General features: G+C 71.3%; 16 protein-coding genes. 5 read left to right on the top strand and 11 right to left on the bottom strand.

Features of this window, described 5'->3' with window-relative positions; all coding sequences use genetic code 11:
- Positions 1–69 precede the first annotated feature (69 nt).
- The 3 genes from IE316_RS18510 to IE316_RS18500 all read right to left on the bottom strand — a co-directional run bounded on the left by IE316_RS18510 (position 70) and on the right by IE316_RS18500 (position 5,044).
- Positions 70–828 (bottom strand): NUDIX hydrolase, encoded by a 759-nt coding sequence (locus IE316_RS18510; protein ID WP_190205503.1) that lies wholly within the window; start codon positions 826–828, stop codon positions 70–72.
- Between the two features lie 131 nt (positions 829–959).
- Positions 960–2,879 (bottom strand): glycogen debranching N-terminal domain-containing protein, encoded by a 1,920-nt coding sequence (locus IE316_RS18505; protein ID WP_190205502.1) that lies wholly within the window; start codon positions 2,877–2,879, stop codon positions 960–962.
- 482 nt (positions 2,880–3,361) lie between these two features.
- On the bottom strand, positions 3,362–5,044 hold the full coding sequence (locus IE316_RS18500; protein ID WP_190205501.1) for a DUF4192 domain-containing protein: 1,683 nt from the start codon (positions 5,042–5,044) through the stop codon (positions 3,362–3,364).
- Positions 5,045–5,309: 265 nt separating this feature from the next.
- On the opposite strand from IE316_RS18500, the gene IE316_RS18495 reads away from it, so the two are divergent.
- Together IE316_RS18495 and IE316_RS18490 are read left to right on the top strand one after the other, a co-directional pair.
- Complete coding sequence (locus IE316_RS18495; RefSeq protein WP_190205500.1) at positions 5,310–7,475, top strand: RecQ family ATP-dependent DNA helicase; 2,166 nt, start codon at positions 5,310–5,312, stop codon at positions 7,473–7,475.
- A gap of 357 nt (positions 7,476–7,832) precedes the next feature.
- Positions 7,833–8,447 (top strand): hypothetical protein, encoded by a 615-nt coding sequence (locus IE316_RS18490; protein ID WP_190205499.1) that lies wholly within the window; start codon positions 7,833–7,835, stop codon positions 8,445–8,447.
- Positions 8,448–8,750: 303 nt separating this feature from the next.
- Here IE316_RS18490 and IE316_RS18485 read toward each other — a convergent pair whose 3' ends face one another.
- The 3 genes from IE316_RS18485 to IE316_RS18475 all read right to left on the bottom strand — a co-directional run bounded on the left by IE316_RS18485 (position 8,751) and on the right by IE316_RS18475 (position 10,848).
- The gene (locus tag IE316_RS18485; RefSeq protein WP_190205498.1) at positions 8,751–9,377 is read right to left on the bottom strand and encodes a hypothetical protein; all 627 of its coding nucleotides are present in this window, start codon (positions 9,375–9,377) and stop codon (positions 8,751–8,753) included.
- A gap of 67 nt (positions 9,378–9,444) precedes the next feature.
- Positions 9,445–10,146 (bottom strand): ribonuclease HII, encoded by a 702-nt coding sequence (rnhB, locus tag IE316_RS18480; RefSeq protein ID WP_190205497.1) that lies wholly within the window; start codon positions 10,144–10,146, stop codon positions 9,445–9,447.
- Between the two features lie 81 nt (positions 10,147–10,227).
- Entirely contained in the window at positions 10,228–10,848 is a 621-nt protein-coding gene (locus tag IE316_RS18475; RefSeq protein WP_190205496.1) for a TetR/AcrR family transcriptional regulator, read from the bottom strand.
- A gap of 187 nt (positions 10,849–11,035) precedes the next feature.
- Here IE316_RS18475 and IE316_RS18470 point away from each other — a divergent pair, with 187 nt between their 5' ends.
- On the top strand, positions 11,036–12,583 hold the full coding sequence (locus IE316_RS18470; RefSeq protein ID WP_190205495.1) for an MFS transporter: 1,548 nt from the start codon (positions 11,036–11,038) through the stop codon (positions 12,581–12,583).
- 307 nt (positions 12,584–12,890) lie between these two features.
- Here the strand turns inward: IE316_RS18470 and IE316_RS18465 are convergent, their stop codons facing one another.
- The 3 genes from IE316_RS18465 to IE316_RS18455 form a co-directional block, all read right to left on the bottom strand.
- Positions 12,891–13,811: an ADP-ribosylglycohydrolase family protein gene (locus tag IE316_RS18465; protein WP_190205494.1), complete on the bottom strand. Its 921-nt coding sequence runs from the start codon at positions 13,809–13,811 to the stop codon at positions 12,891–12,893.
- 12 nt (positions 13,812–13,823) lie between these two features.
- Complete coding sequence (locus IE316_RS18460) at positions 13,824–14,483, bottom strand: histidine phosphatase family protein (RefSeq protein WP_190205493.1); 660 nt, start codon at positions 14,481–14,483, stop codon at positions 13,824–13,826.
- A gap of 115 nt (positions 14,484–14,598) precedes the next feature.
- The gene (locus IE316_RS18455) at positions 14,599–15,204 is read right to left on the bottom strand and encodes a YdbC family protein (protein WP_190205492.1); all 606 of its coding nucleotides are present in this window, start codon (positions 15,202–15,204) and stop codon (positions 14,599–14,601) included.
- A gap of 155 nt (positions 15,205–15,359) precedes the next feature.
- Between IE316_RS18455 and IE316_RS18450 the strand changes: the two genes are divergently transcribed.
- Positions 15,360–15,893 (top strand): TerD family protein, encoded by a 534-nt coding sequence (locus IE316_RS18450; protein WP_190205491.1) that lies wholly within the window; start codon positions 15,360–15,362, stop codon positions 15,891–15,893.
- Positions 15,894–15,990: 97 nt separating this feature from the next.
- Here IE316_RS18450 and IE316_RS18445 read toward each other — a convergent pair whose 3' ends face one another.
- The gene (locus IE316_RS18445; protein ID WP_190205490.1) at positions 15,991–18,879 is read right to left on the bottom strand and encodes a vitamin B12-dependent ribonucleotide reductase; all 2,889 of its coding nucleotides are present in this window, start codon (positions 18,877–18,879) and stop codon (positions 15,991–15,993) included.
- A gap of 161 nt (positions 18,880–19,040) precedes the next feature.
- Positions 19,041–19,592 (bottom strand): transcriptional regulator NrdR, encoded by a 552-nt coding sequence (gene nrdR, locus IE316_RS18440; protein ID WP_190205489.1) that lies wholly within the window; start codon positions 19,590–19,592, stop codon positions 19,041–19,043.
- Between the two features lie 720 nt (positions 19,593–20,312).
- Here nrdR and lexA point away from each other — a divergent pair.
- Complete coding sequence (gene lexA, locus IE316_RS18435; RefSeq protein WP_190205488.1) at positions 20,313–21,092, top strand: transcriptional repressor LexA; 780 nt, start codon at positions 20,313–20,315, stop codon at positions 21,090–21,092.
- Positions 21,093–21,169 lie beyond the last annotated feature (77 nt).

The following is a 21,169-nucleotide window of genomic DNA, read 5'->3' as shown; positions in this document are numbered from 1 at the left end:
CTGGTCCCTTGCCGCTGTCCGAGTCGTTCGGGGTACATGGGGGCAGTACCGACGCCCCGGTACGTCGCGTCAGACCTCGGGGCGCAGCATGGGCGGGTTGAGCAGCGTCGCGCCGCCGGCGCGGAAGAGTTGGGCCGGGCGGCCTCCCTGGCGTGTGGTGGTCCCTCCGGTGGGGACGAGGAACCCCGGGGTGCCCGTGACCTTCCGGTGGAAGTTGCGCGGGTCGAGCGCCACGCCCCAGACCGCCTCGTAGACGCGGCGCAGCTCGCCGACGGTGAACTCGGGCGGGCAGAACGCCGTGGCCAGCGAGGAGTATTCGATCTTGGAGCGGGCTCGTTCCACGCCGTCGGCGAGGATCTGGGCGTGGTCGAAGGCCAGGGGTGCCACGGGTTCGCCGTCGCGGCCGTATCCGGCCTGCTCCAACAGTTCCTCGACCGGTGCCCAGCGGGCGTTGCTCGCGTCGCCGCCCGCGCGCGGCGCGGGGAGGTCGGGAGCGAGAGCGAGGTGGGCGACGCTCACCACCCGCATCCTGGGGTCGCGCTTGGGGTCGCCGTACGTCGCCAACTGTTCGAGGTGGGCTCCGTTGTCCTGCACGGGCACCGCGGGGTCGTGGACGCACAGTCCCGTCTCCTCGGCCAGTTCGCGTGCCGCGGCCTGCGCCAGGTCCTCGTCGGCCCGGACGAAGCCGCCGGGGAGGGCCCAGCGTCCCTGATACGGCGCCTCGCCCCTGCGCACCGCCAGCGCGCACAGGGAATGACGGCGCACGGTCAGCACGACCAGGTCCACGGTGACGGCGAAAGGCGGAAAGGCTGACGGGTCGTAGGGCATGCCGCGATCATAGTCGTCTGCCTGACGATAAACACGTCGTTCGGCAGCACCGCCGGTGGGTGGCCCGCCGATGACCGGCATGTTTCGCATCCCCTGTTCCGAGCCTCCGGGCGGTGCTGTGTCAGCGCAGGTCATACCCCCAGTTGCAGCCCGTCGGCGGCCTCCTCGACCATGGCCAGTCCGAGTCTGCTGACCCGTACGGAGAAGGACGCGCCCGCGACTCTCAGCCCGGTGAGGGCGATCTCACCCAGGGGGGCGCTGCGCACCGGGCGCAGGGTGACCGTGCCGGCGGGGGCGTCCGGGCGGATGCCGGCGAGGGCGGTCAGCAGGAGGACGCCGCTTGCCGCAGTGGTGGCGGCGGGGCGGCAGGCAGCGGGGTGCGGCAGGGGGGCGCTGCCGTCGGTGCGCTGTTCTCCCGCGTACATCTCGGGCAGCCGGTGGCCGAACGCCTCGGCCGCTGCGAGGACGCCGCGCAGCAGCGCGCCCGCCTCCTTCTCGTAGCCGGCGGCGGCCAGTCCCGCCACCGCGATCGCCGTCTCGTGGACCCGCACGGCGCCCGAGCGGTGGCCGAACGGGTTGTAGCCGGCCTCCTTGACGCCGAGGCTCCGCAGTCCCCAGCCGGAGTCCATGGCCGGGGTTCCCAGCAGCCGGGCGAGGTGGTCGGTCTGCCTCTTGTCCAGCAGGCCCAGGGCGTGCGCACCTCCGCCCAGCAATCCGGTGTCGAGGAGGTGAGCCGCCGTCGAGCTGAGGTGGGGCACGGGGCGTCCGTCCTGGGCGCGGGCGGCGGCGGGTCGGCCGCCACCGGGGTCGCTGATCCAGAAGTCGCGCCGGAAGACGGTCCGCAGTTCGCTCGCCCACTGCCGCAGTCCGGCACCGCCCGGTCTGCCGTGGGCGTCGAGCAGATCGGCGCCGAGCAGGGCTGCCCGGTGGGCGTGGGCCTGCGTGTCGCAGCGGGCGGGGCCGCCGGGGTGTGGATCGTGCACATAGGTGCCGTCGCCCACGGTGGTGCGCAGCCAGGTCAGGCAGCGCTCGGCCGCCGGGAGCAGTTCTCCCGTGTCCTGCTCCGGTAGTCCCCAGCGACGGGCTTCCGCGAGGAGGACGGGGAAGAGCAAGGTGGCCTCGATGCCGGTACAACCAGGTGGCAGGTGCGGGCCGGCATCGCGTCGGGCCCCCGGGATCATGCCGTACCGCGGTCCTGGGGTGGAGATCTGCGCGCGGGCGAGGATACGAAGGGTGCCGGCGGCGAGGCGGGTGCCGAGGGGCAGCGTCATACGAGCGGCGGTGAGTGCCTCGGCAGGGGACAGACCGCAACGCCATGGTGCGCCGGCCGCCAGATGAACGTCGGCTCGGTGGGTGGGGTCCCGCAGGAGCAGGGCCCGGAGGTCCTCGACGCTCGTGCGCAGGAGCGCCCGCGCCCGGGGGTCGTCGCCCGTCGCCTCCGGCAGGGAGAACGGGCTGGTCGCCGCACGCCCCACGGCCCGTACCGGTTCCGCCCCGTCCGGTCGAACTCTCAGCTCCAAGCAGAAGCTGCCGCCGGGTGGCAGGGTGAACTCCCAGCGCAGCAGTCCGGCCGAGGCAAGCGCGTCGGCGGGCGGCGGGTCGGCTGTGACGGACGAGGTTCCCGCGGGGCCGGACCATCGCAGACCCGATGCGTGGACCGTCGCCGGTCGTTCGGGCAGATCGGCGCCCGCCGCGATCGCGCCCAGGTCGGCCAGGTCGGTGCCGAGGGCCACTTCGACCGGTAACCGCAGGGGGCGTTGCGTCCAGTTGCGCAGCGTGATCCGCTCCGTGCCGTCCGCGTGGCGGATCCGCTCGATCATCACGTCCGGGTCCGGTGCCGACGGCGAGGTCACCCGCAGGGTCCCGACGAAGCGGGCACGGTCGGCGGCGGTCATCCGGGCCTGCACGGGGACGGGTTCCCGCCCGCCGATGAGGAGCCGGCACCGGGAGAGCAGCCGCACGCCCGCGCGGTAGAACCCTTCCAGACCGCGGCCGGTCAGTTGTCCCTGTTCCGTGGAGATGGCCAGGCCGGGAAGAGCGACACAGACCATGCCGAGGTGGGTGGGCGGTAGGTCACCGGACCTGCGGGGCGCCGGAGGGTGCTCGGCCGGTCCACGGGTCAGGTCACGCTGTCGGCCGGTCGGACCCCCGGCCGGCCCACGGGGCAGAGGAGCACCGCTCATGGCAGACCTTGGGTCGTCGGCGCCGTTCGGCGGAGTCGGCTGATGCATGGGAGGGCTTCCTCTGCGCTCGATACGCCTCGGGCAGAAGCGGGACCGGGTGCGGGCTCCGGAGCCGCGGGAGCGGTGCGGCAGCAGGGCCCGTACGGGCGCTCCGCCACTCAGGTGAACGGAGCCGATGTCCTTCGAGTCACGCCCGCGTCCGGATACCCGGCGGAGAATCCGGCCGATCCGGACGGCCCTCGTCAGCAGCGGGCGCCGCTCATGTCGTGTCGTCGGCGCAGCCGAGGGCTGGGCGCCGGTCGGGCGGGCGGGCCCGCGCTGGACCGGCGGGCGTTCCGCAGGGAGCGCGGTCACTCCTCGCTCCCGGGGTGTTCCGCGCCGTGCGTCCCCGGGTGGGCGTCCCGTCGGGTGCCTTCTCCCTTGGACGCGGCACGTGGACGCGTCGTACGGCCGGTCGGCGTGCCACCCGGACGCGCGCTACCGGCGGGAGCGTGCGGGCGCACGGTGTTCGTCCCCGGCTCCCGGCCTCGTCGTACTCCAGGTACTCCGGGGCGATGGCGGTTGTCAGCCGGGGCTGCCGTACGGGTGCGTCGACGACGGGTGCCGGGGACCACATCGGACGCCAGAAGTCGGGGATTCTCTGCGCCGGGGGCCGGCTCGGACACCGGGGGTTTTCCTGTGCCGGGGGCCACCTCGGACACCGGAGGTTTCCCTGCGCCGGGGGCCGGCTCGGACACCGGAGGTTTCCCTGCGCCGGGGGCCGGCTCGATCGCGGGAGCCGCCGCTCCCTGGGCATCTTCCGCCTCCTCGGCACCGCTCCGGAGCCGGTCTCCCCGCGCCGCGCGCAGACAGTGACGTACCGCTTCCGGGTCGAGTCCCTCGTTGCACGCCTGGTGCAGCAGACGGGCGAAGAGGTACTCGGGGTCCGCGCCCATGGCCATGGCCAGCGCTTCGCGGGCTTCCAGTTCGTCTCCGGCGGACCAGGCGACCCAGCCCGCCAGGGTGAGGGGCGCGGCCGCGTGCTCGCCGTACGAACCGACGCAGCGGCGGGCCAGCGCGCGCCACAGGCGCAGGGCCGGGCCGGCCTCGTCGGCCTCCATCCACTCGGCCGCGCGGTCGCGCGTGGTGCGGTCCTGCAGCCCGATGATCAGCTTCGCGGCCTCGTCGTGGTCCAGCAGCCCGTCGTCGCGAACGTCCGACTCCGCCGCGCCCACCAGGAACGGGGCTTCGCCCAGCCGCTTCATGACACGGTCCGCCAATGCCAGGGTCTCCCGCGCCACGTCCGCGCCCTCCTGCTCGCCGAGCATGCGGGGGATCAGCGCCAGGCCGGCCCGGTCCAGGGCGGCCTGCTGTTCCGCGGCGAAGTCGTCCCGGGGCAGCAGCCTGGCCCGCAGTTCGCGGAGGGTGCCTCGCACTTGGATGCCCGCGTACGTGGCGGCCGCCGCCAGCACGGACGTACCCGGCAGGCCCATCGGGACCCCCTCGGCCGGGCAGCACGACCGGTCGTCGCAGCAGTACGACCAGAAGCGTCCGTCGGAGATGCACAGGGCTTCGACCACCGGGACGTCGAAGGTGCCGCACTCGACGCGGAGCTTCTGTGCCAGCGGCCGCAGCCGGGACATCACCTGCCGGCCCGTTTCCCCCTTCGAAGGTTCCTGGCAGAGGTAGGCGACCATCTGCTCGGGCCGGGCGCCCCTGCGTTCACTGCCGGTCACCAGACCGTGCACCAGTTGCCGGGCCGCGGAGTCCCAGTCGTCCGGGTTCGCGGGTACGCCGAGGCGGGCCCGGCCGCCGAAGCGGCCTCGTCCGTCCCGGTCGTGCAGCGCGACCAGGACGATGCTGTCCTCCGGGCGGTAGCCGAGGAGGTAGGGAAGGGCGTCGGCCAGTTCGGCCGGGGTGCGCAGGGTGATCCGGTGTTCGTCGGTGTGACCGTCGTAGGCGGTGTGTGCGAGGCTGTCCGGGCGCTGACCTCGGCCGATGCCGCCGTCGTCGCCGTTGTCGGAGGGTCCTGTCGTTTCGCTGTGATGCGTCATGGCCCGACGATCTCGCGGATCACGAGATTCCGCTTCGCCCTGTGGATAACTCCGATCAGGGACACGACACCTGGCGCGGCGACCGGCACGGCACCGGGTCCGGGCGGGGCACGGCACCGGGTCCGGACGGGGCAGGGCACCGGAGATGTGAGGCCCCGCGAGACCTCTCTCGTCGCGCCGTCCGACCGCTGCCCGACCGCCTTCCGCCCGTCGCTCGACTACGATCCGTGCCCGTTTGTCAGTGCCGTGCTGTTGTATGGGACGCATGGAGCACACGAGCAACGCGGACCTCCGGTCGGCCGCGGACACGGTCCTCGCCCGCCTCGTCGGGGACGCCTCCGGCGCGGCCCGGCTGCGCGAGGACCAGTGGCGGGCGATCGAGGCGCTGGTCGCCGACCGGCGCCGGGCCCTGGTGGTCCAGCGCACCGGCTGGGGCAAGTCCGCGGTCTACTTCGTGGCCACGGCCCTGCTGCGGGCCCGGGGCAGCGGCCCGACCGTGATCGTCTCCCCCTTGCTCGCGCTGATGCGCAACCAGGTCGAGTCCGCGGCCCGGGCCGGCATCCACGCCCGGACCATCAACTCGTCCAACACCGAGGAGTGGGACGCGGTGCAGGACGAGATCGCCGCGGGAGAGGTCGACGTCCTGCTGGTGAGTCCGGAGCGGCTCAACAACCCGGACTTCCGTGACCAGGTGCTGCCGAAGCTGGCTGCCGCGACCGGCCTCCTCGTGGTGGACGAGGCCCACTGCATCTCCGACTGGGGCCACGACTTCCGCCCGGACTACCGGCGCCTGCGCACCATGCTCGCCGATCTGCCGGCCGGCGTGCCGGTCCTGGCGACCACCGCCACCGCCAACGCGCGCGTGACCGCCGACATCGCCGAGCAGCTCGGTACGGGTGGCACCTCGGACGCCCTGGTGCTGCGCGGACCGCTGGACCGGGAGAGCCTCAGCCTGGCCGTGCTGCGCCTGCCGGACGCCCCGGCGCGCATGGCCTGGCTGGCCGATCACCTCCACGAGCTGCCAGGCTCGGGGATCATCTACACGCTCACCGTGGCCGCCGCCGAGGAGGTCACCGCCTTCCTGCGCCGACGCGGACACACGGTCACCGCCTACACCGGCAAGACCGAGAACGCGGACCGGCAGCAGGCCGAGGAAGACCTCCTGGCGAACCGGGTCAAGGCGCTGGTCGCCACCTCGGCGCTCGGCATGGGCTTCGACAAACCGGACCTGGGTTTCGTGGTGCACCTCGGCTCGCCCTCCTCCCCCATCGCCTACTACCAGCAGGTCGGCCGTGCGGGACGCGGCGTCGAACACGCCGAGGTGCTGCTCCTGCCGGGGAAGGAGGACGAGGCGATCTGGGAGTACTTCGCCTCACTCGCCTTTCCCCCCGAGGACCTGGTGCGGCGCACGCTCGACATCCTCGCCCGCGCGGATCGCCCCATGTCGCTGCCCGCGCTGGAACCCCTGGTGGAGCTGCGCCGCTCCCGCCTGGAGACCATGCTCAAGGTCCTCGACGTCGACGGTGCGGTGAAGCGCGTCAAGGGCGGCTGGATCGCCACCGGACAGCCGTGGACCTACGACGCCGAGCGGTACGAGTGGGTCGCGCGGCAGCGCAAGGCCGAGCAGCAGGCGATGCGCGACTACGTGTCGGCACCGGGCTGCCGGATGGAGTTCCTGCAGCGGCAACTGGACGACGAGGGCGCCAAGCCCTGCGGCCGCTGTGACAACTGCGCCGGCCCGCGCTTCACCGCCGAGACGTCCGCCGACGCGCTCGGCGCCGCTCGCGCCGATCTGGTCCGGGCGGGCGTCGAGGTGGAGCCGCGCCGCATGTGGCCCACCGGCCTGCCCGCGATCGGCGTCGACCTGAAGGGCCGTATCCCGGCCGGTGAACAGGCGGCGCCCGGCCGCGCCCTGGGGCGACTGTCCGACATCGGCTGGGGCAACCGGCTGCGGCCCATGCTGGCGCCCCAGGCTCCCGACGGCCCGGTACCGGACGACGTGGCCAAGGCCGTCGTCGGAGTCCTGGCGGACTGGGCGAAGGCTCCCGACGGCTGGGTTTCGGGGGCGCCGGACAGCAGGCCACGACCGGTCGGTGTCGTCAGCGTCCCCTCACGCACCCGTCCGCAACTGATCGACTCCCTCGCGGCCCGCATCGCCGAGATCGGCCGGCTGCCGCTGCTGGGTTCGCTCGCGTACGCGGGCGACGCGCCCCGGATGTCCCGCAGCAACAGCGCCCAGCGACTCAAGGCGCTCGACGGGGCGCTGACCGTGCCGCCCGCCCTCGCCTCGGCACTGGCCGAGCAGCGCGGACCGGTGCTGCTGGTGGACGACTACACCGAGACCGGCTGGACCCTCGCCGTCGCGGCCCGGCTGCTCCGCCGTGCCGGCGCCCAGGAGGTGCTGCCACTGGTCCTGGCGGTACAGGGCTGATTCCCGAGGGCTCCTGCACCGGGTGATGGATGGACGAAGCCGGGAACTCGATGACGTGTCGAAGATGTCCCTACCGAATGTCCCTACCGAATGTCCGTACCAGATGTCCGTACCCGAATGGCCGTACCCGGAGGCGCATGCGTCGTGTGCAGACACCCTGGGTAGGGATATAAAACGCGGATCGTCCGATAACGGTCGACCGTCCCAATTGCTCGTTGCCGCAACCAAGTTCGACAGGAAGAATTGAAGTCCGCTCCCCGCACGGCTCGTCCGTGATCCGGCAGGGCTTCACTGCGGTGCGCGCTCCCCCGAATCCGACCCTGCCCGCAGAGTGGGCGCGTAGCCGAAGGGAGAAACGTGACCTTCGGATTCGCTCCGTCCCCAGCGGCGTCGCTGTCGTCGTCCGCCGCTTCCGCCACCCGAGTGCTCGAACCGGCGGAGTGGGCCGCTGCCGGCATCCCGCTGTTGCGCAACCCCCGGGAGGTCGTCAGCGGACTGCACTCCCGGCACCGTCCCCGGCCGGCCACGGCGATCGTCGCCGTACTGGACCCTGACGAACGGCTGCGTGCGAGCGCCTCGTTCACCTGCCGTCCGGACCAGGCCGACGGATGGATGTTCCGCAACGTGCTGCTCGCCCAGTTGCGCCGCGTCATCCCGCACGATCTGCGCCGCCGCACCCCGGTGCGCACCGCCGTGCTGCTCTACTGCCGCGAGGGCGACGCGCGTTGGACCGAGGAGGACGGGGCGTGGATGTGGGGGCTGCGGGACGCGTGCACCCTGCACGGACTGCGCTGCGGGGCGTACATCACGCTGACCCGTGACGGCTGGCAGGTGCTGGGTGAGGGCCGGGGCGGGCGTCGCCCCAACATCACGTCGGAGCCGGAGCCGTTCGCCACGTCGGAGACACCGATCCCGCCGCCGCGTACGGGCGGTGTCGCCTCTGAGGTGCTGCGCCGCGCCGCTGCTCGGTGAGTGCTTCCGGTACGCCTGCGGACACCCTGCGGACCGTGCCGCCTTGCGGTGTCCGGAGCGAACGCCCTTGGTCCGCGCCCGAGATCGAGCGCGTACGACACTGACGGCCGGTCCGGCGCACGCCTCGACGCCTCCCGGATCGGTCCGGGTGACACGCCACCCACGTTCGGCAGCGACCCCGTCACCCGTCCCCCTACGGCTCCTGCCGCAGGGCAGGCCGAAACCGCCTCCGTACGGATGCCGCACCACGGCCTCCACGTCGTCCCGGCGCGGGCGGCCGGGCGCGACGAGAGCGGTCTCGGCTCAGACGCCCGCGCCCAGTACCGAGTTGATGCGCTCAGGATCGCCGCAGACGATGAGCAGCGCACCCGCGCGGGAGTGGGCCAGGGTCAGAGCGGTGGCGGCAGCGGTTTCCGGCCCGCCGTTGAGCGCGACCACCACCACGGGGCGCGAACCAGCACGGTCGGCGACGGCGGCGTCCGCGTAGAAGACGTCGTCGCGCGCGTCGTGCTGCGCCCAGTAGGCGGTCTCGCCGAAGGACAGTTCGTGGGTGGCCCACGGATGCGGCTCGCCGGTGGTCAGCACCAGCACGTCGCCGGGGGCGCGGCCCGAGTCCAGGAGCAGGTCCACGGCCTCTTCGGCGGCGTCGAGTGCGCCTTCCGCCGATGCCGGGACCAGTTGGATCTGCGGTGCCGAGGCGGCGGGGGCGGCGGGCCCGGACGGTCCGGGCTTGCCGGCCGTCACGTCACGCGGGGTGCGTTGCGCCGGGGGCGTCGGCCGGTTGGGGCCGGGACGCCCGGGGCGCGGCGGAGCCACGGGACGGGGGCCGGGTACGGGACGAGGGGTCGGCGCGGTGCGGCCGGTGGCCGGAGTGGCGCGGGGACCCTGGGCACTCTCGTGAATCTGAGGCTCCTCGGGAATGAGAGGCATGAGCTGATGTCTATCAAACGTTGGTGCGGCTCGCGTCAGCGGGTGGCACATACGTGCGAGCGGAAGGTCAGAGATCGAAGCCGAGCTGACCCTCGATCTCCGGAACCTTGTTCTCCGCCCACATGCGGGCCTTCTTCAAGTGCCGCCACTGAGGCAGCGCATCAAGATACGCCCACGACAACCGGTGGTACGGGGTGGGGCCCCGCTCCGCCAGTGCGGCCTTGTGCACGGGCGACGGATACCCGGCGTTGTCCGCAAAACCGAAGTCTGCATGGTCGGCACCCAGTTCGGCCATCATTTTGTCGCGCTGCACCTTGGCGATCACCGAGGCCGCCGCGACCGCCACGCAGGACTGGTCACCCTTGATCACCGTGCGTACGCGCCACGGCGCCCCGAGGTAGTCGTGCTTGCCGTCGAGAATGACCGCGTCCGGACGGACCGGCAAGGTCTCCAGGGCACGTACCGCCGCCAGTCGCAGTGCGGCCGTCATCCCCAGGTCGTCGATCTCCTCCGGAGAGGCGTGGCCCAGGGAGTAGGACGTCACCCAGGTCCGCAGTTCCTCGGCCAGTTCGGTGCGCCGCTTGACGGTGAGCAGCTTGGAGTCGGTGAGGCCGACCGGGGGCCGGCGCAGCCCGGTCACCGCCGCGCAGACGGTGACGGGGCCGGCCCAGGCGCCGCGCCCCACCTCGTCGACACCGGCAATGATCTTCGCCCCGGTCGTGGCGCGGAGAGAGCGCTCGACGGTGTGAGTAGGTGGTTCGTACGGCATGGCGTCCTTAGCGTACGCCGCCCCGAACCCTCTACGACACCCCGGTTCCCCGAGCCGGGACGGAGCCTCCGGGAGGCAGGGTCACGAGCGGTCGGGACGCAGCAGCGGAACCATCAGTTGGTCGATCATCTCCTCGAGTTCGGAGTCGCTCCATTCGCAGTCGCAGAGCTTCGACCGGTACATCATCATGGCCGGAATGGCATCGAAGACGTATCCGTTCGCGGCTTCGGCTCGGACTTCCTTCCGCTCGATTCCGCGGGTTATCACCTCGCGCAGCATCCTGATGGTCGGCTCGATGACGCCGTCGTAGATCACGGCGTGGAAGCGTTCCGTCTGGAGATCGTCGCATTCGTGAATGACCGACCGCAGGGCGGAGCCGGAGCGGGAGAACATCGCGTCGCGGGCCCGACGGCACAGGGCGAGGAGGTCCTCGCGCACGCTCCCAAGGTCGGGCGCGGTGTCGTAGTTCGGCAGCCCGGAGCGCAGCGCGTCCGCGACGAGGTCCTCCTTGGAGGGCCAGCGCCGGTAGACGGCGGCCTTGCCGGTCTGGGCGCCGGCCGCCACGCCCTCCATGGTCAGGCCCTTCCAGCCGACCGTGCTGAGCTGGTCGAGCGCGGCCTCGAGGATCGCACGCTCGAGCACCGCGCCACGACGGCGTGAGGCCGCCTGAGCGGAGGCGGTCTCCCAGTGCGAAGTAACCATTCAGGCGCCTCCAGGGGCGAAGGAAGCAGTCGTTCCACAACGGGGGACGGCGCCGCGTGGCCGCAACAGGGGGAGGGTCCACTCGGCGACGCGCAAAAGGAACGGTTGCGTTCACTGTACGAGAGTCACTACGGTTGGCGGGACAGTGAACGCGAGCGTTCACTAAGGCACTCATGGGGGATCCATAGTGACAACCTCTCCGTTGATCCAAGACCAGAAGCCGGGCGCGGCCCGCCGGCAGGGACATCCCGGCATCGCGCTCGCCGTCATCGCGGCCTGCCAACTCATGGTGGTCCTCGACGCGACGATTGTGAATATCGCACTCCCGCACATTCAAGGCGCGCTCGAGTTCAGTACGACCGACCTGACATGGGTGGTCAGCTCCTACACGCTCACCTTCGGCGGGCTGCTGCTTCTGGGCGGCCGAGCCGGTGACATCCTGGGTCGGCGCCGGGTCTTCATGACCGGCATCCTGCTCTTCACCTTCGCCTCGCTGCTCGGCGGCTTCGCCCAGGAGCCCTGGCAGTTGCTCGCGGCGCGCGTCCTGCAGGGCATGGGTGGCGCGATCGCGTCGCCCACCTCTCTGGCGCTGATCACCACCACCTTCCCCGAGGGGCCCGAACGCAACCGGGCCTTCGGTGTCTTCGCCGCCGTCTCGGCGGGCGGCGGCGCCATCGGACTGCTGGCGGGCGGCATGCTCACCGAGTGGCTGGACTGGCGGTGGGTGCTCTTCGTCAACGTACCGATCGGCGTGCTCATCGCGGTGCTCGCGCCGCTCTACATCAACGAGTCGCCGCGGCACTCCGGCCGCTTCGACATCGCCGGCGCCGTGACGTCGACGACCGGCATGGCGTCCCTGGTGTACGGCTTCATCCGGGCGGCGGACGAAGGGTGGCGGGACAGCCTGACCATCGGGTCCTTCGTCGCCGCCGTGGTCCTGCTGCTGTCCTTCGCCCTCATCGAGTCCCGGGCCAAGGAGCCGATCACCCCGCTGAGGATGTTCGCCGACCGCAACCGTCTGGGCACGTACATCATCATGCTCAGCCTGGCCGCGGCGATGTTCGGCATGTTCTTCTACATCGTGCTGTTCGTCCAGAACGTACTGGGCTACAGCCCGATAGAAGCGGGTCTCGCCTTCCTGCCGGTCACCGTCGTGATCGCGCTCGGCGCGGGTCTGTCGCAGCGGTTCCTGCCCGTCCTCGGACCCAAGCCGTTCATGCTGGTCGGCTCGGGGCTCGCGGCGATCGGTCTGGCCTGGCAGGCCCTCATCAGCTCGGACAGCTCCTACGTCGGCGGGGTGCTGGGCCCCATGCTCGTCTTCGGCTTCGGCATGGGGCTGAACTTCGTGACGCTGACGCTCACCGCGGTCTCGGGCGTCGCCCAGCACGAGGCGGGCGCGGCGTCCGGGTTGCTCAACGCCATGCAGCAGGTCGGCGGATCGCTCGGCCTGTCCATCCTGACCACGGTGTTCGGCACGGCCAGCAGGGACGAGGCGGAGAAGCAACTGCCGGACTTCCTCGCCAACGCCTCGCCGGAACAGCAGGCGGAGTTCGCCAAGACCCACCAGTTGCCCGCCCCGTGGGGGCACGAAGTGCTGGCGCAGGGCATATCGGGAGCGTTCATCCCGGCCGCCGCGATGGCCGTGCTGGCCCTGGTCACGGCCTGGCTGGTCATCCGGGTCCGCAAGAGCGACCTGGAGGCCCTCTCCGGCGCCAGCGGGCCGGCGATCGGCTGACCAGACCGGCCTTCGGGCCGGCCGGGGCCGGGCCGCGGACTTCGCAGGAGGAGTCCGCCGCCCCCTCCCCGGCCGGCCCGCGGCGCGTGGGCCGGGCAGGCGGTCGCTCAGCCGCCCGAGCAGCACAAGGCCCGGTGGGCCGACCAGCAGGACGACGAACAGCAGGACGACGAACAGCAGCGAAACCCCCATGACCACCCCCCTCGCCGCGCCGGGCTCTCCGGAATGAGCTCCCAGGTCTCACACAGCGGTTGCCACGACAACGAGCGCACCGTCACCGAGAGTTCCCGGCGGACACGGAGAGTTCTCAGGCGGTGGCCGGGCCCTGCGGCGCCAGCCAGTCCGGCAGCGCTTCGGTCCGCGCCACCCACTCGGCGGGCGGCGCCCCGGCCCCCTCGGAGGCGATCACACCGCCCACGATGGCGCAGGTGGTGTCCACGTCCCCGCCGACCAGGGCGGTCGTCCAGAAGCCCCGCTCGTAGTCGCCGAGGCAGCGCGCGGCCGACCAGAGGGCGAACGGCACCGTGTCATGGGCGCTCGTACGCCGTCCGCGTCCCAGGACCGCCGCGACCGTGTCGGCGTCGCCGTAGTCGAGCATGTCCCGGGCGCGCCGCAGCCCCGCGCCGACCGCGCTCTTCGCCGGCACCAGCGCGATCACGCCGTCGAGGAGCGCCTCGGCGCCCGGCGGGCCACCGGGAGCGGCGGCCAGCGCGGCGGCGGCGGCGACGGCCATGGCGCCGACCACGGCCTCCCGGTGCTGGTGCGTGGGGTAGGCGGAGATCTCGGCCTGGTGGGTGGCCTGCTCGGGGTCGTCCGCGTACCAGGCGCCCAGCGGGGCGATCCGCATCGCGGCACCGTTGCCCCAGGACCCCTGGCCGTTGAAGAGGGCGGCGGAGAGCTCCCGCCACTCACCGCCCTCGCGGATCAGCCGCAGCAGCCGATTGACCGCGGCACCGTATCCCCGGTCGAAGTCGTGGTGCTCGGCGAAGGAGCGGGCCAGGTCGTCCTGGTCGATGCGCTGGTGGGCGGCGAGGACGGCCACCACGGAGCAGGCCATCTCCGTGTCGTCGGTCCACTGCCAGGGGCCGGACGGGACCTCCCGGCGCCTGAGCAGGGGGTAGTGCGCGGGCACGAAGAACTGAGAGCCCAGCGCGTCACCGACGGAGAGTCCGCGGAGGCTGGCCAGGGCGCGGTCCAGGCGCCCCTCGGGAGAGGAGTGAGCGGTCATCGCCCTGCCACCTTAACCAGTGATCCCGTAGGGTTCCGGATCTCGCCAGCGGTCGAACGGGCGGTCCAGGGAGTACTTGCCGTCCTCCCCGAGAACGAGCATCCGCATCTCGGCGTTCCCCGGATTGGACAGCGACTCGAATTCCGCGACCGTCCAGTGGAACCACCGCATGCAGAACAGCCGCATGGCCAGCCCGTGCGTGACCAGCAGGACGTTCGGCGGGTGGTCGGGGGCTTCGAAGCTGCGGAAGAGGCTCTCCAGGAAGCCGCCCACCCGGTCGTACACATCCGCACCGGACTCGCCCTGGGCGAAGCGGTAGAAGAAGTGACCGTAGGCGTCCCGGTACGCCTTCTGGAGGCGCACGTCGTCGCGGTCCTGCCAGTTGCCCCAGTCCTGTTCGCGCAGCCGGGGCTCCTCGCGCACCCGTATCAGCTCGGGGTCCAGGTGGAAGGCGCGCAGCGTCTCGTGGGTGCGTCGGTACGGGGAGACGTACACGCTGACGCGTTCGCGGCCGAACAGGTCGCGCAGCTTCTTGCCCGTCTCCTCCGCCTGCCGCCGGCCCTGCTCGGTGAGGGCCAGCGCGTGGTCGGGTTCGCGCTCGTACACGGAGTCGTCGATGTTGCCCGTCGACTCGCCGTGCCGGACAAGGACGATGCGCCGTGGTCGTGCCATGTCAGAACCCTAGATCGAGTCGGGGACGGTCGAGCACTCCTACGGGCCCCATACGGCGTAGCTCACACCCTTCCCGCACGGGCGGCTCCAGGCACACGGCGAGTGCGTCCGGATGTCAAACGGTCCAGGAGGGTTCCAGCTCCACGATGTCCCCCGTGAGGGCCGCTATGTCGGCCTCGGTCTGGGCACGCAGGGCGAGGCGTTCGATCCGTTCGGTGCGGTACTTGCCGTGCTCGGCGGCCGACCGCCACATCGACAGCACCAGGAACTCGTTCCCCGGCGCCTCGCCGAACAGACCGCGCAGCATCCCGGGCGAGCCGGCCATCGCCGGGTTCCAGACCTTCTCCTGCATCAGGACGAAGTGCTCGGCGCGCTCCTGGTGGACGCGGCAGAGCGCGACTCTCAGCAGATCGGCGTCCGTGAAACGCGGTTCGAAGCCGGTCTTCACATCGAACTTGTAGTCGAAGAGCCTGGCGTGGGCGTCTTTGAAGGTGCCGGACTGGGCCGAGGCGAGCCGGTCGTGGGAGCGGGCCATGAAGGAGTCGTAGAACGCGCGGCTCTCCCAGAACGCGAAGACGTGCGCCACGCCCGGCCGGGTCCGGCTCCAGCCGCCGCCCTGCCCGCGAAACCCCGGCTCCCCCAGAAGCCCCGCCCACTTCCGCTGCCCCCGCTCGAACCCGCGACGGTCCACCACGGTGCAGCGAATCCACTTGACCAGCACCGCGCCATCGTAAGGCCAGGGCGCACGGCACCGGTCGCTCCCGGGCGGCCCGCTGCCCGCATCCGAGCCCGGGCGCGTGGCAGGATGGACAACCGGCCGTCACCGTTCGGCAGTTGGGGTGGACGGGCGGGGCGGGGACCGGGAAGGGGAAGCGAGTGAACGCCGTCAGCAAGGGGATCCGCAAGGTCGAGGTCGCACTGAGGTGGGACCCGAGCCCGGCGGGCGAGCCGCCCGCCGACCTGGACCTGGTCGCCGCGACGTACCTGGCGGACGCGCCGTACGGCGACCCCGCCTATGTGGTGCACTTCGACAGCCGCTCCCCCGACGGCACGATCTACCTGAACCGGGACAGCAAGGACGGCAAGGGCTTCGGCTTCGACGAGGTCATGACGCTGGAACTCGACCGGCTGGACACCCGGTACGCGCGCGTGGTGGTCGGTGTGATCATCCAGCAGCGCTCGGGGCACCGGACCTTCGTGAACGTGACCCGCCCGGGACTGCGCGTCCGCGAGAACTACACGGACCTCGCCACGACCGACTTCGGCGAGGTTCTGGGCGCCACGGCAGCGATCGTCGCGGAGTTCGCCCGGGACGAGACCGGGGTGTGGGAGTTCCGTCCCGGCGTCCACGGCTACGAGGATGATCCCGTGACGTTCACCAGCACCATGGGCTCGATCCGCCGGCCCTGAACCCGCCGCATGAGTAAGGGGCGCCGACCATGGTCGGCGCCCCTTACTCATATGTGCTGAGCACTCAGGGGTGCTGAGCACTCATGAGTGCTGAGCGTCAGCTACAACCGCTGGTCGAGCCGCAGCCCTCGCAGATGTAGCAGGAGCCAGCGCGCTGCATCTTCGTGCCGCAGGAGAAGCACAGCGGGGCGTCGGCCTGGATGCCCAACTGCATCTCCACCAGCTCGGCGCTGGTGTGCGCCTCCTTGGGAGCGGGCTTGGCCACCTCGGCCTCGGCCTTCGGCGTGGCGACGGCCTTCAGCTCCTGGGCGCGCGGCGCCGACTGGGCCAGGCCCTCGACGTCGACCTCGTCGTCGGACGGCTCGTACGAACCGGTCTCCAGGTGCCGCTGGCGCTCCTCGGCGGAGTGGATGCCGAGCGCGGAGCGCGTCTCGAACGGCAGGAAGTCCAGCGCCAGGCGGCGGAAGATGTAGTCGACGATCGACTGCGCCATCCGCACGTCCGGGTCGTCCGTCATGCCGGCCGGCTCGAAGCGCATGTTGGTGAACTTCGAGACGTACGTCTCCAGCGGCACGCCGTACTGGAGGCCGACGGAGACCGCGATGGAGAAGGCGTCCATCATGCCCGCGAGGGTCGAGCCCTGCTTGGACATCTTCAGGAAGACCTCACCGAGACCGTCGTCCGGGTAGGAGTTGGCGGTCATGTAGCCCTCGGCGCCACCGACGGTGAAGGAGGTGGTGATGCCGGGACGTCCCTTCGGGAGCCGCTTGCGGACCGGGCGGTACTCGACGACCTTCTCGACCTTGGCCTCGACGGCGGCGGGCGCCTCGGCCTTCTCCTCCTTGGAGTCCTTCGTCTTGGCGGAGAGCGGCTGGCCGACCTTGCAGTTGTCGCGGTAGATCGCGAGCGCCTTGACGCCGAGCTTCCACGCCTCGAAGTAGATCTCCTCGACCTCCTCGACGGTCGCCGACTCCGGCATGTTGACCGTCTTGGAGATGGCGCCGGAGATCCACGGCTGGATCGCGGCCATCATGCGGACGTGGCCCATCGGGGAGATGGCCCGCTCGCCCATGGCGCAGTCGAACACCTCGTAGTGCTCCTGCTTGAGACCGGGGGCGTCGATCACGTTGCCGTTCTCGGCGATGTGGGCGACGATCGCCTCGATCTGCTCCTCCTGGTAGCCCAGGCGGCGCAGGGCCTGCGGGACGGTGCCGTTGACGATCTGCATCGAGCCGCCGCCGACCAGCTTCTTGAACTTGACCAGCGCGAGGTCGGGCTCGACACCGGTGGTGTCGCAGGACATCGCCAAGCCGATGGTGCCGGTCGGGGCGAGGACGGACGCCTGGGAGTTGCGGAATCCGTTCTTCTCGCCGAGGCGCAGCACGTCCTGCCATGCCTCGGTGGCCGCGGCCCACACCGGGGTGTCGAGGTCGTCCATGCGGACGGCCGCGCCGTTGGCGTCGGCGTGCTGCTTCATGACGCGCTTGTGGGCGTCGGCGTTGCGGGCGTAGCCGTCGTACGGGCCGACGACCGCGGCCAGCTCGGCGGAGCGGCGGTAGGCCGTGCCGGTCATCAGGGAGGTGATGGCGCCGGCGAGGGCGCGGCCGCCGTCGGAGTCGTAGGCGTGGCCGGTGGCCATCAGCAGGGCGCCGAGGTTGGCGTAGCCGATGCCGAGCTGGCGGAAGGCGCGGGTGTTCTCGCCGATCTTCTCGGTGGGGAAGTCCGCGAAGCAGATCGAGATGTCCATCGCGGTGATGACCAGCTCGACGACCTTCTGGAAGCGGTCGGCCTCGAAGGACTGGTTGCCCTTGCCGTCGTCCTTGAGGAACTTCATCAGGTTCAGCGAGGCCAGGTTGCAGGACGTGTTGTCCAGGTGCATGTACTCGCTGCACGGGTTGGAGCCGTTGATCCGGCCGGACTCCGGGCAGGTGTGCCAGTGGTTGATGGTGTCGTCGTACTGGATGCCGGGGTCGGCGCAGGCCCAGGCGGCCTCGGCCATCTTGCGGAAGAGGGACTTGGCGTCGACCTCCTCGATGACCTCGCCGGTCATCCGGGCGCGCAGGCCGAACTTGCCGCCCTGCTGCACCGCGGTCATGAACTCGTCGTTGACCCGGACCGAGTTGTTGGCGTTCTGGTACTGGACGGACGTGATGTCGTCGCCGCCCAGGTCCATGTCGAAGCCCGCGTCGCGCAGGGCGCGGATCTTCTCCTCTTCCTTGACCTTGGTCTCGATGAAGTCCTCGACGTCCGGGTGGTCGACGTCCAGGATGACCATCTTGGCGGCACGGCGGGTGGCGCCACCGGACTTGATCGTTCCGGCGGAGGCGTCGGCGCCCCGCATGAAGGAGACCGGGCCGGAGGCGTTGCCGCCGGAGGACAGCAGCTCCTTGGAGGAGCGGATCCGGGAGAGGTTCAGGCCGGCGCCGGAGCCGCCCTTGAAGATCATGCCCTCTTCCTTGTACCAGTCGAGGATCGACTCCATGGAGTCGTCGACGGACAGGATGAAGCAGGCGGAGACCTGCTGCGGCTGGGGCGTGCCCACGTTGAACCAGACGGGGCTGTTGAAGCTGAAGATCTGGTGCAGGAGGGCGTACGCCAGCTCGTGCTCGAAGATCTCGGCGTCGGCGGGCGAGGCGAAGTACTTGTAGTCCTCGCCGGCCTTCCGGTACGTCTTCACGATGCGGTCGATCAACTGCCGGAGGCTGGTCTCGCGCTGCGGGGTGCCGACGGCCCCGCGGAAGTACTTGCTGGTGACGATGTTGACCGCGTTCACCGACCAGAAGTCGGGGAACTCGACGCCGCGCTGCTCGAAGTTGACCGAGCCGTCGCGCCAGTTGGTCATGACGACGTCACGACGCTCCCAGGACACCTCGTCGTAGGGGTGGATCCCGGGAGTGGTGTGGATGCGCTCGACCTGGAGCCCCTTGCTCGCCTTCGTGCCCTTGGCGCGGGAACTCCGTGCCGGACCGCTCGCCGTCTCTGTCATGCCGCCTCCCTGTACGGGCGTAAACGCCCTGAAGTGCCCCGATGTTCCCGTGGCACGGTGTTCTGTCTGATGTCGCGGGCACCTCGCGCGCCGCCCGCGACAGGTCTTCTCCTCGCCGCCGCCCGGCCGGGTCCGGTCCTGCGTCCGGTCCGGCCCGCCGGTCAGTCGGCGGCACCCGCGGGCTCGGGGACGTGCGTCGCCCCTCCCGGCCCGCGGTCGTCTTCCTGGCCCCCCGCGCCGGCCTCGTCGCCGTCGCCGCCGGGTGGTCCCGTCACTTCCCTGAGCTCCGCGATGGCGGCCTCGAAGTCCTCGAGCGAATCGAACGCCCGGTAGACCGAGGCGAACCGCAGATAGGCCACCAGGTCCAGCTCCTGCAGCGGACCGAGTATGGCCAGCCCCACGTCGTGGGTGGTCAGCTCGGCGCTTCCGGTGGCCCGCACGGCCTCCTCGACCCGCTGGCCGAGCTGGGCGAGCGCGTCCTCCGTGACGGGCCGGCCCTGACACGCCTTGCGCACGCCGTTGATGATCTTGGTGCGGCTGAACGGTTCGGTGACCCCGGACCGCTTGATCACCATCAGCGAGCAGGTCTCCACGGTCGTGAACCGACGGGAGCAGTCAGGGCACTGGCGGCGCCTGCGGATCGACGTGCCGTCGTCGGTCGTACGGCTGTCGACGACCCGGCTGTCGGGGTGCCTGCAGAAGGGGCAGTGCATGAACTCCCAACCCTCCTCACAGCAGACTCAATAGCCTCGACAGGCCGCTCAGGCCCCTCGAAGCAGCCCCAAGCATAGGCGATCGTCATAGGCCCCAGGACCCGGGTCACCACAACTTGTGGGCCACGGATGCAATCCAACCACTAGATGTGGGGACTGGCCCATACATCCACGCCATCACGCGTGTCGCGCCCGTCACGCTCGCACCGCCGGGCCCGTTCGCCCCGGCGAACAGGGGTACGGCCGTCCGGGACCACCGTCCGGGCCCCGCGCGGGACGCGGCGGGGCGCCCGCCGGGGTGCCGGGAAGGCGCCCGTAACAGGGCCACGCGCGCGTGCGCGCGGGGTGTTCCACGGGGCACGCCGGGCGTGTACATCCGCGAATCGACACGGCACGCGCGCTACCCAAGCCGCGTCCCGCGACACATACGGAGATACCGTGGGCGCCGCGAGGAGGGGACGTGGGACTCCCGCACAGATGGGGACCGGTCCCCGCCGGACGGGACACCGGATGGCAGACTGGGGCAACAACCCACGAGGTGGCCACCCCGGCGGTGAAGAGTAGCAATAGACCCTTTTGTCCGTCGGTCCCCGGTAGCCATACACCTGGAGACTTGATCCCGGCAGGCATTTCGCGGTTTTTCACTCGAACGTGTGTTTGGCGCAACCTTTCGAAAGCATCTACCGTTGTGCAGCAGGGAGACCATCGAGAGGGGCCGACGTGACCACCACCGCAGACAGTGCCACCATCACCGCCCAGGACCGCTCCCCGGGCCGACTTGAGCCGGTGCATGCGATGAACGAAGCCACGAACCCTGAGGGGCCCAAGCGCTCCCTGCCAGGGCGACCTCCAGGCATCCGGGCGGACAGTTCCGGACTCACCGATCGCCAGCGCAGGGTGATCGAAGTCATCCGGGACTCCGTCCAGCGCCGGGGCTACCCGCCGTCGATGCGGGAGATCGGCCAGGCCGTCGGCCTCTCCAGCACGTCCTCCGTCGCTCACCAGCTCATGGCGCTGGAGCGCAAGGGCTTCCTGCGCCGCGATCCGCACCGCCCGCGCGCCTACGAGGTGCGCGGCTCCGACCAGGCCGCCTCCGTGCAGCCCACGGACACCGCGGGCAAGCCCGCCGCGTCGTACGTACCGCTCGTCGGGCGCATCGCGGCCGGCGGCCCGATCCTCGCCGAAGAGTCCGTCGAGGACGTGTTCCCCCTGCCCCGGCAGCTCGTCGGCGACGGCGAGCTGTTCGTCCTCAAGGTCGTCGGCGACTCGATGATCGAGGCCGCCATCTGCGACGGTGACTGGGTCACCGTCCGCCGCCAGCCGGTCGCCGAGAACGGCGACATCGTGGCCGCGATGCTCGACGGCGAGGCCACCGTGAAGCGCTTCAAGCGCGAGGACGGCCACGTCTGGCTGCTCCCGCACAACGCGGCGTACGAGCCGATCCCCGGCGACGACGCGACGATCCTCGGCAAGGTGGTGGCCGTACTGCGCCGCGTCTGAGCGGCACGGCGGGCGGGCCCGTACGGGACGTCCGCCGCCCTGACCGGGCCCCGGGACCTCTGCGCCGGTTCCGGGGC

Source organism: Streptomyces fumanus, assembly GCF_014655295.1.
GTDB lineage: Bacteria > Actinomycetota > Actinomycetes > Streptomycetales > Streptomycetaceae > Streptomyces > Streptomyces fumanus.
This window is presented reverse-complemented; position numbering and strand designations above follow the sequence as displayed.

Coding starts and splice junctions, on each gene's coding strand:
- IE316_RS18510 (WP_190205503.1), bottom strand. CDS start 828: ATGCCCTACGACCCGTCAGCCTTTCCGCCTTTCGCCGTCACCGTGGAC.
- IE316_RS18505 (WP_190205502.1), bottom strand. CDS start 2,879: ATGGTCTGTGTCGCTCTTCCCGGCCTGGCCATCTCCACGGAACAGGGA.
- IE316_RS18500 (WP_190205501.1), bottom strand. CDS start 5,044: ATGACGCATCACAGCGAAACGACAGGACCCTCCGACAACGGCGACGAC.
- IE316_RS18495 (WP_190205500.1), top strand. CDS start 5,310: ATGGAGCACACGAGCAACGCGGACCTCCGGTCGGCCGCGGACACGGTC.
- IE316_RS18485 (WP_190205498.1), bottom strand. CDS start 9,377: ATGCCTCTCATTCCCGAGGAGCCTCAGATTCACGAGAGTGCCCAGGGT.
- rnhB (WP_190205497.1), bottom strand. CDS start 10,146: ATGCCGTACGAACCACCTACTCACACCGTCGAGCGCTCTCTCCGCGCC.
- IE316_RS18475 (WP_190205496.1), bottom strand. CDS start 10,848: ATGGTTACTTCGCACTGGGAGACCGCCTCCGCTCAGGCGGCCTCACGC.
- IE316_RS18465 (WP_190205494.1), bottom strand. CDS start 13,811: ATGACCGCTCACTCCTCTCCCGAGGGGCGCCTGGACCGCGCCCTGGCC.
- IE316_RS18460 (WP_190205493.1), bottom strand. CDS start 14,483: ATGGCACGACCACGGCGCATCGTCCTTGTCCGGCACGGCGAGTCGACG.
- IE316_RS18445 (WP_190205490.1), bottom strand. CDS start 18,879: ATGACAGAGACGGCGAGCGGTCCGGCACGGAGTTCCCGCGCCAAGGGC.
- nrdR (WP_190205489.1), bottom strand. CDS start 19,592: ATGCACTGCCCCTTCTGCAGGCACCCCGACAGCCGGGTCGTCGACAGC.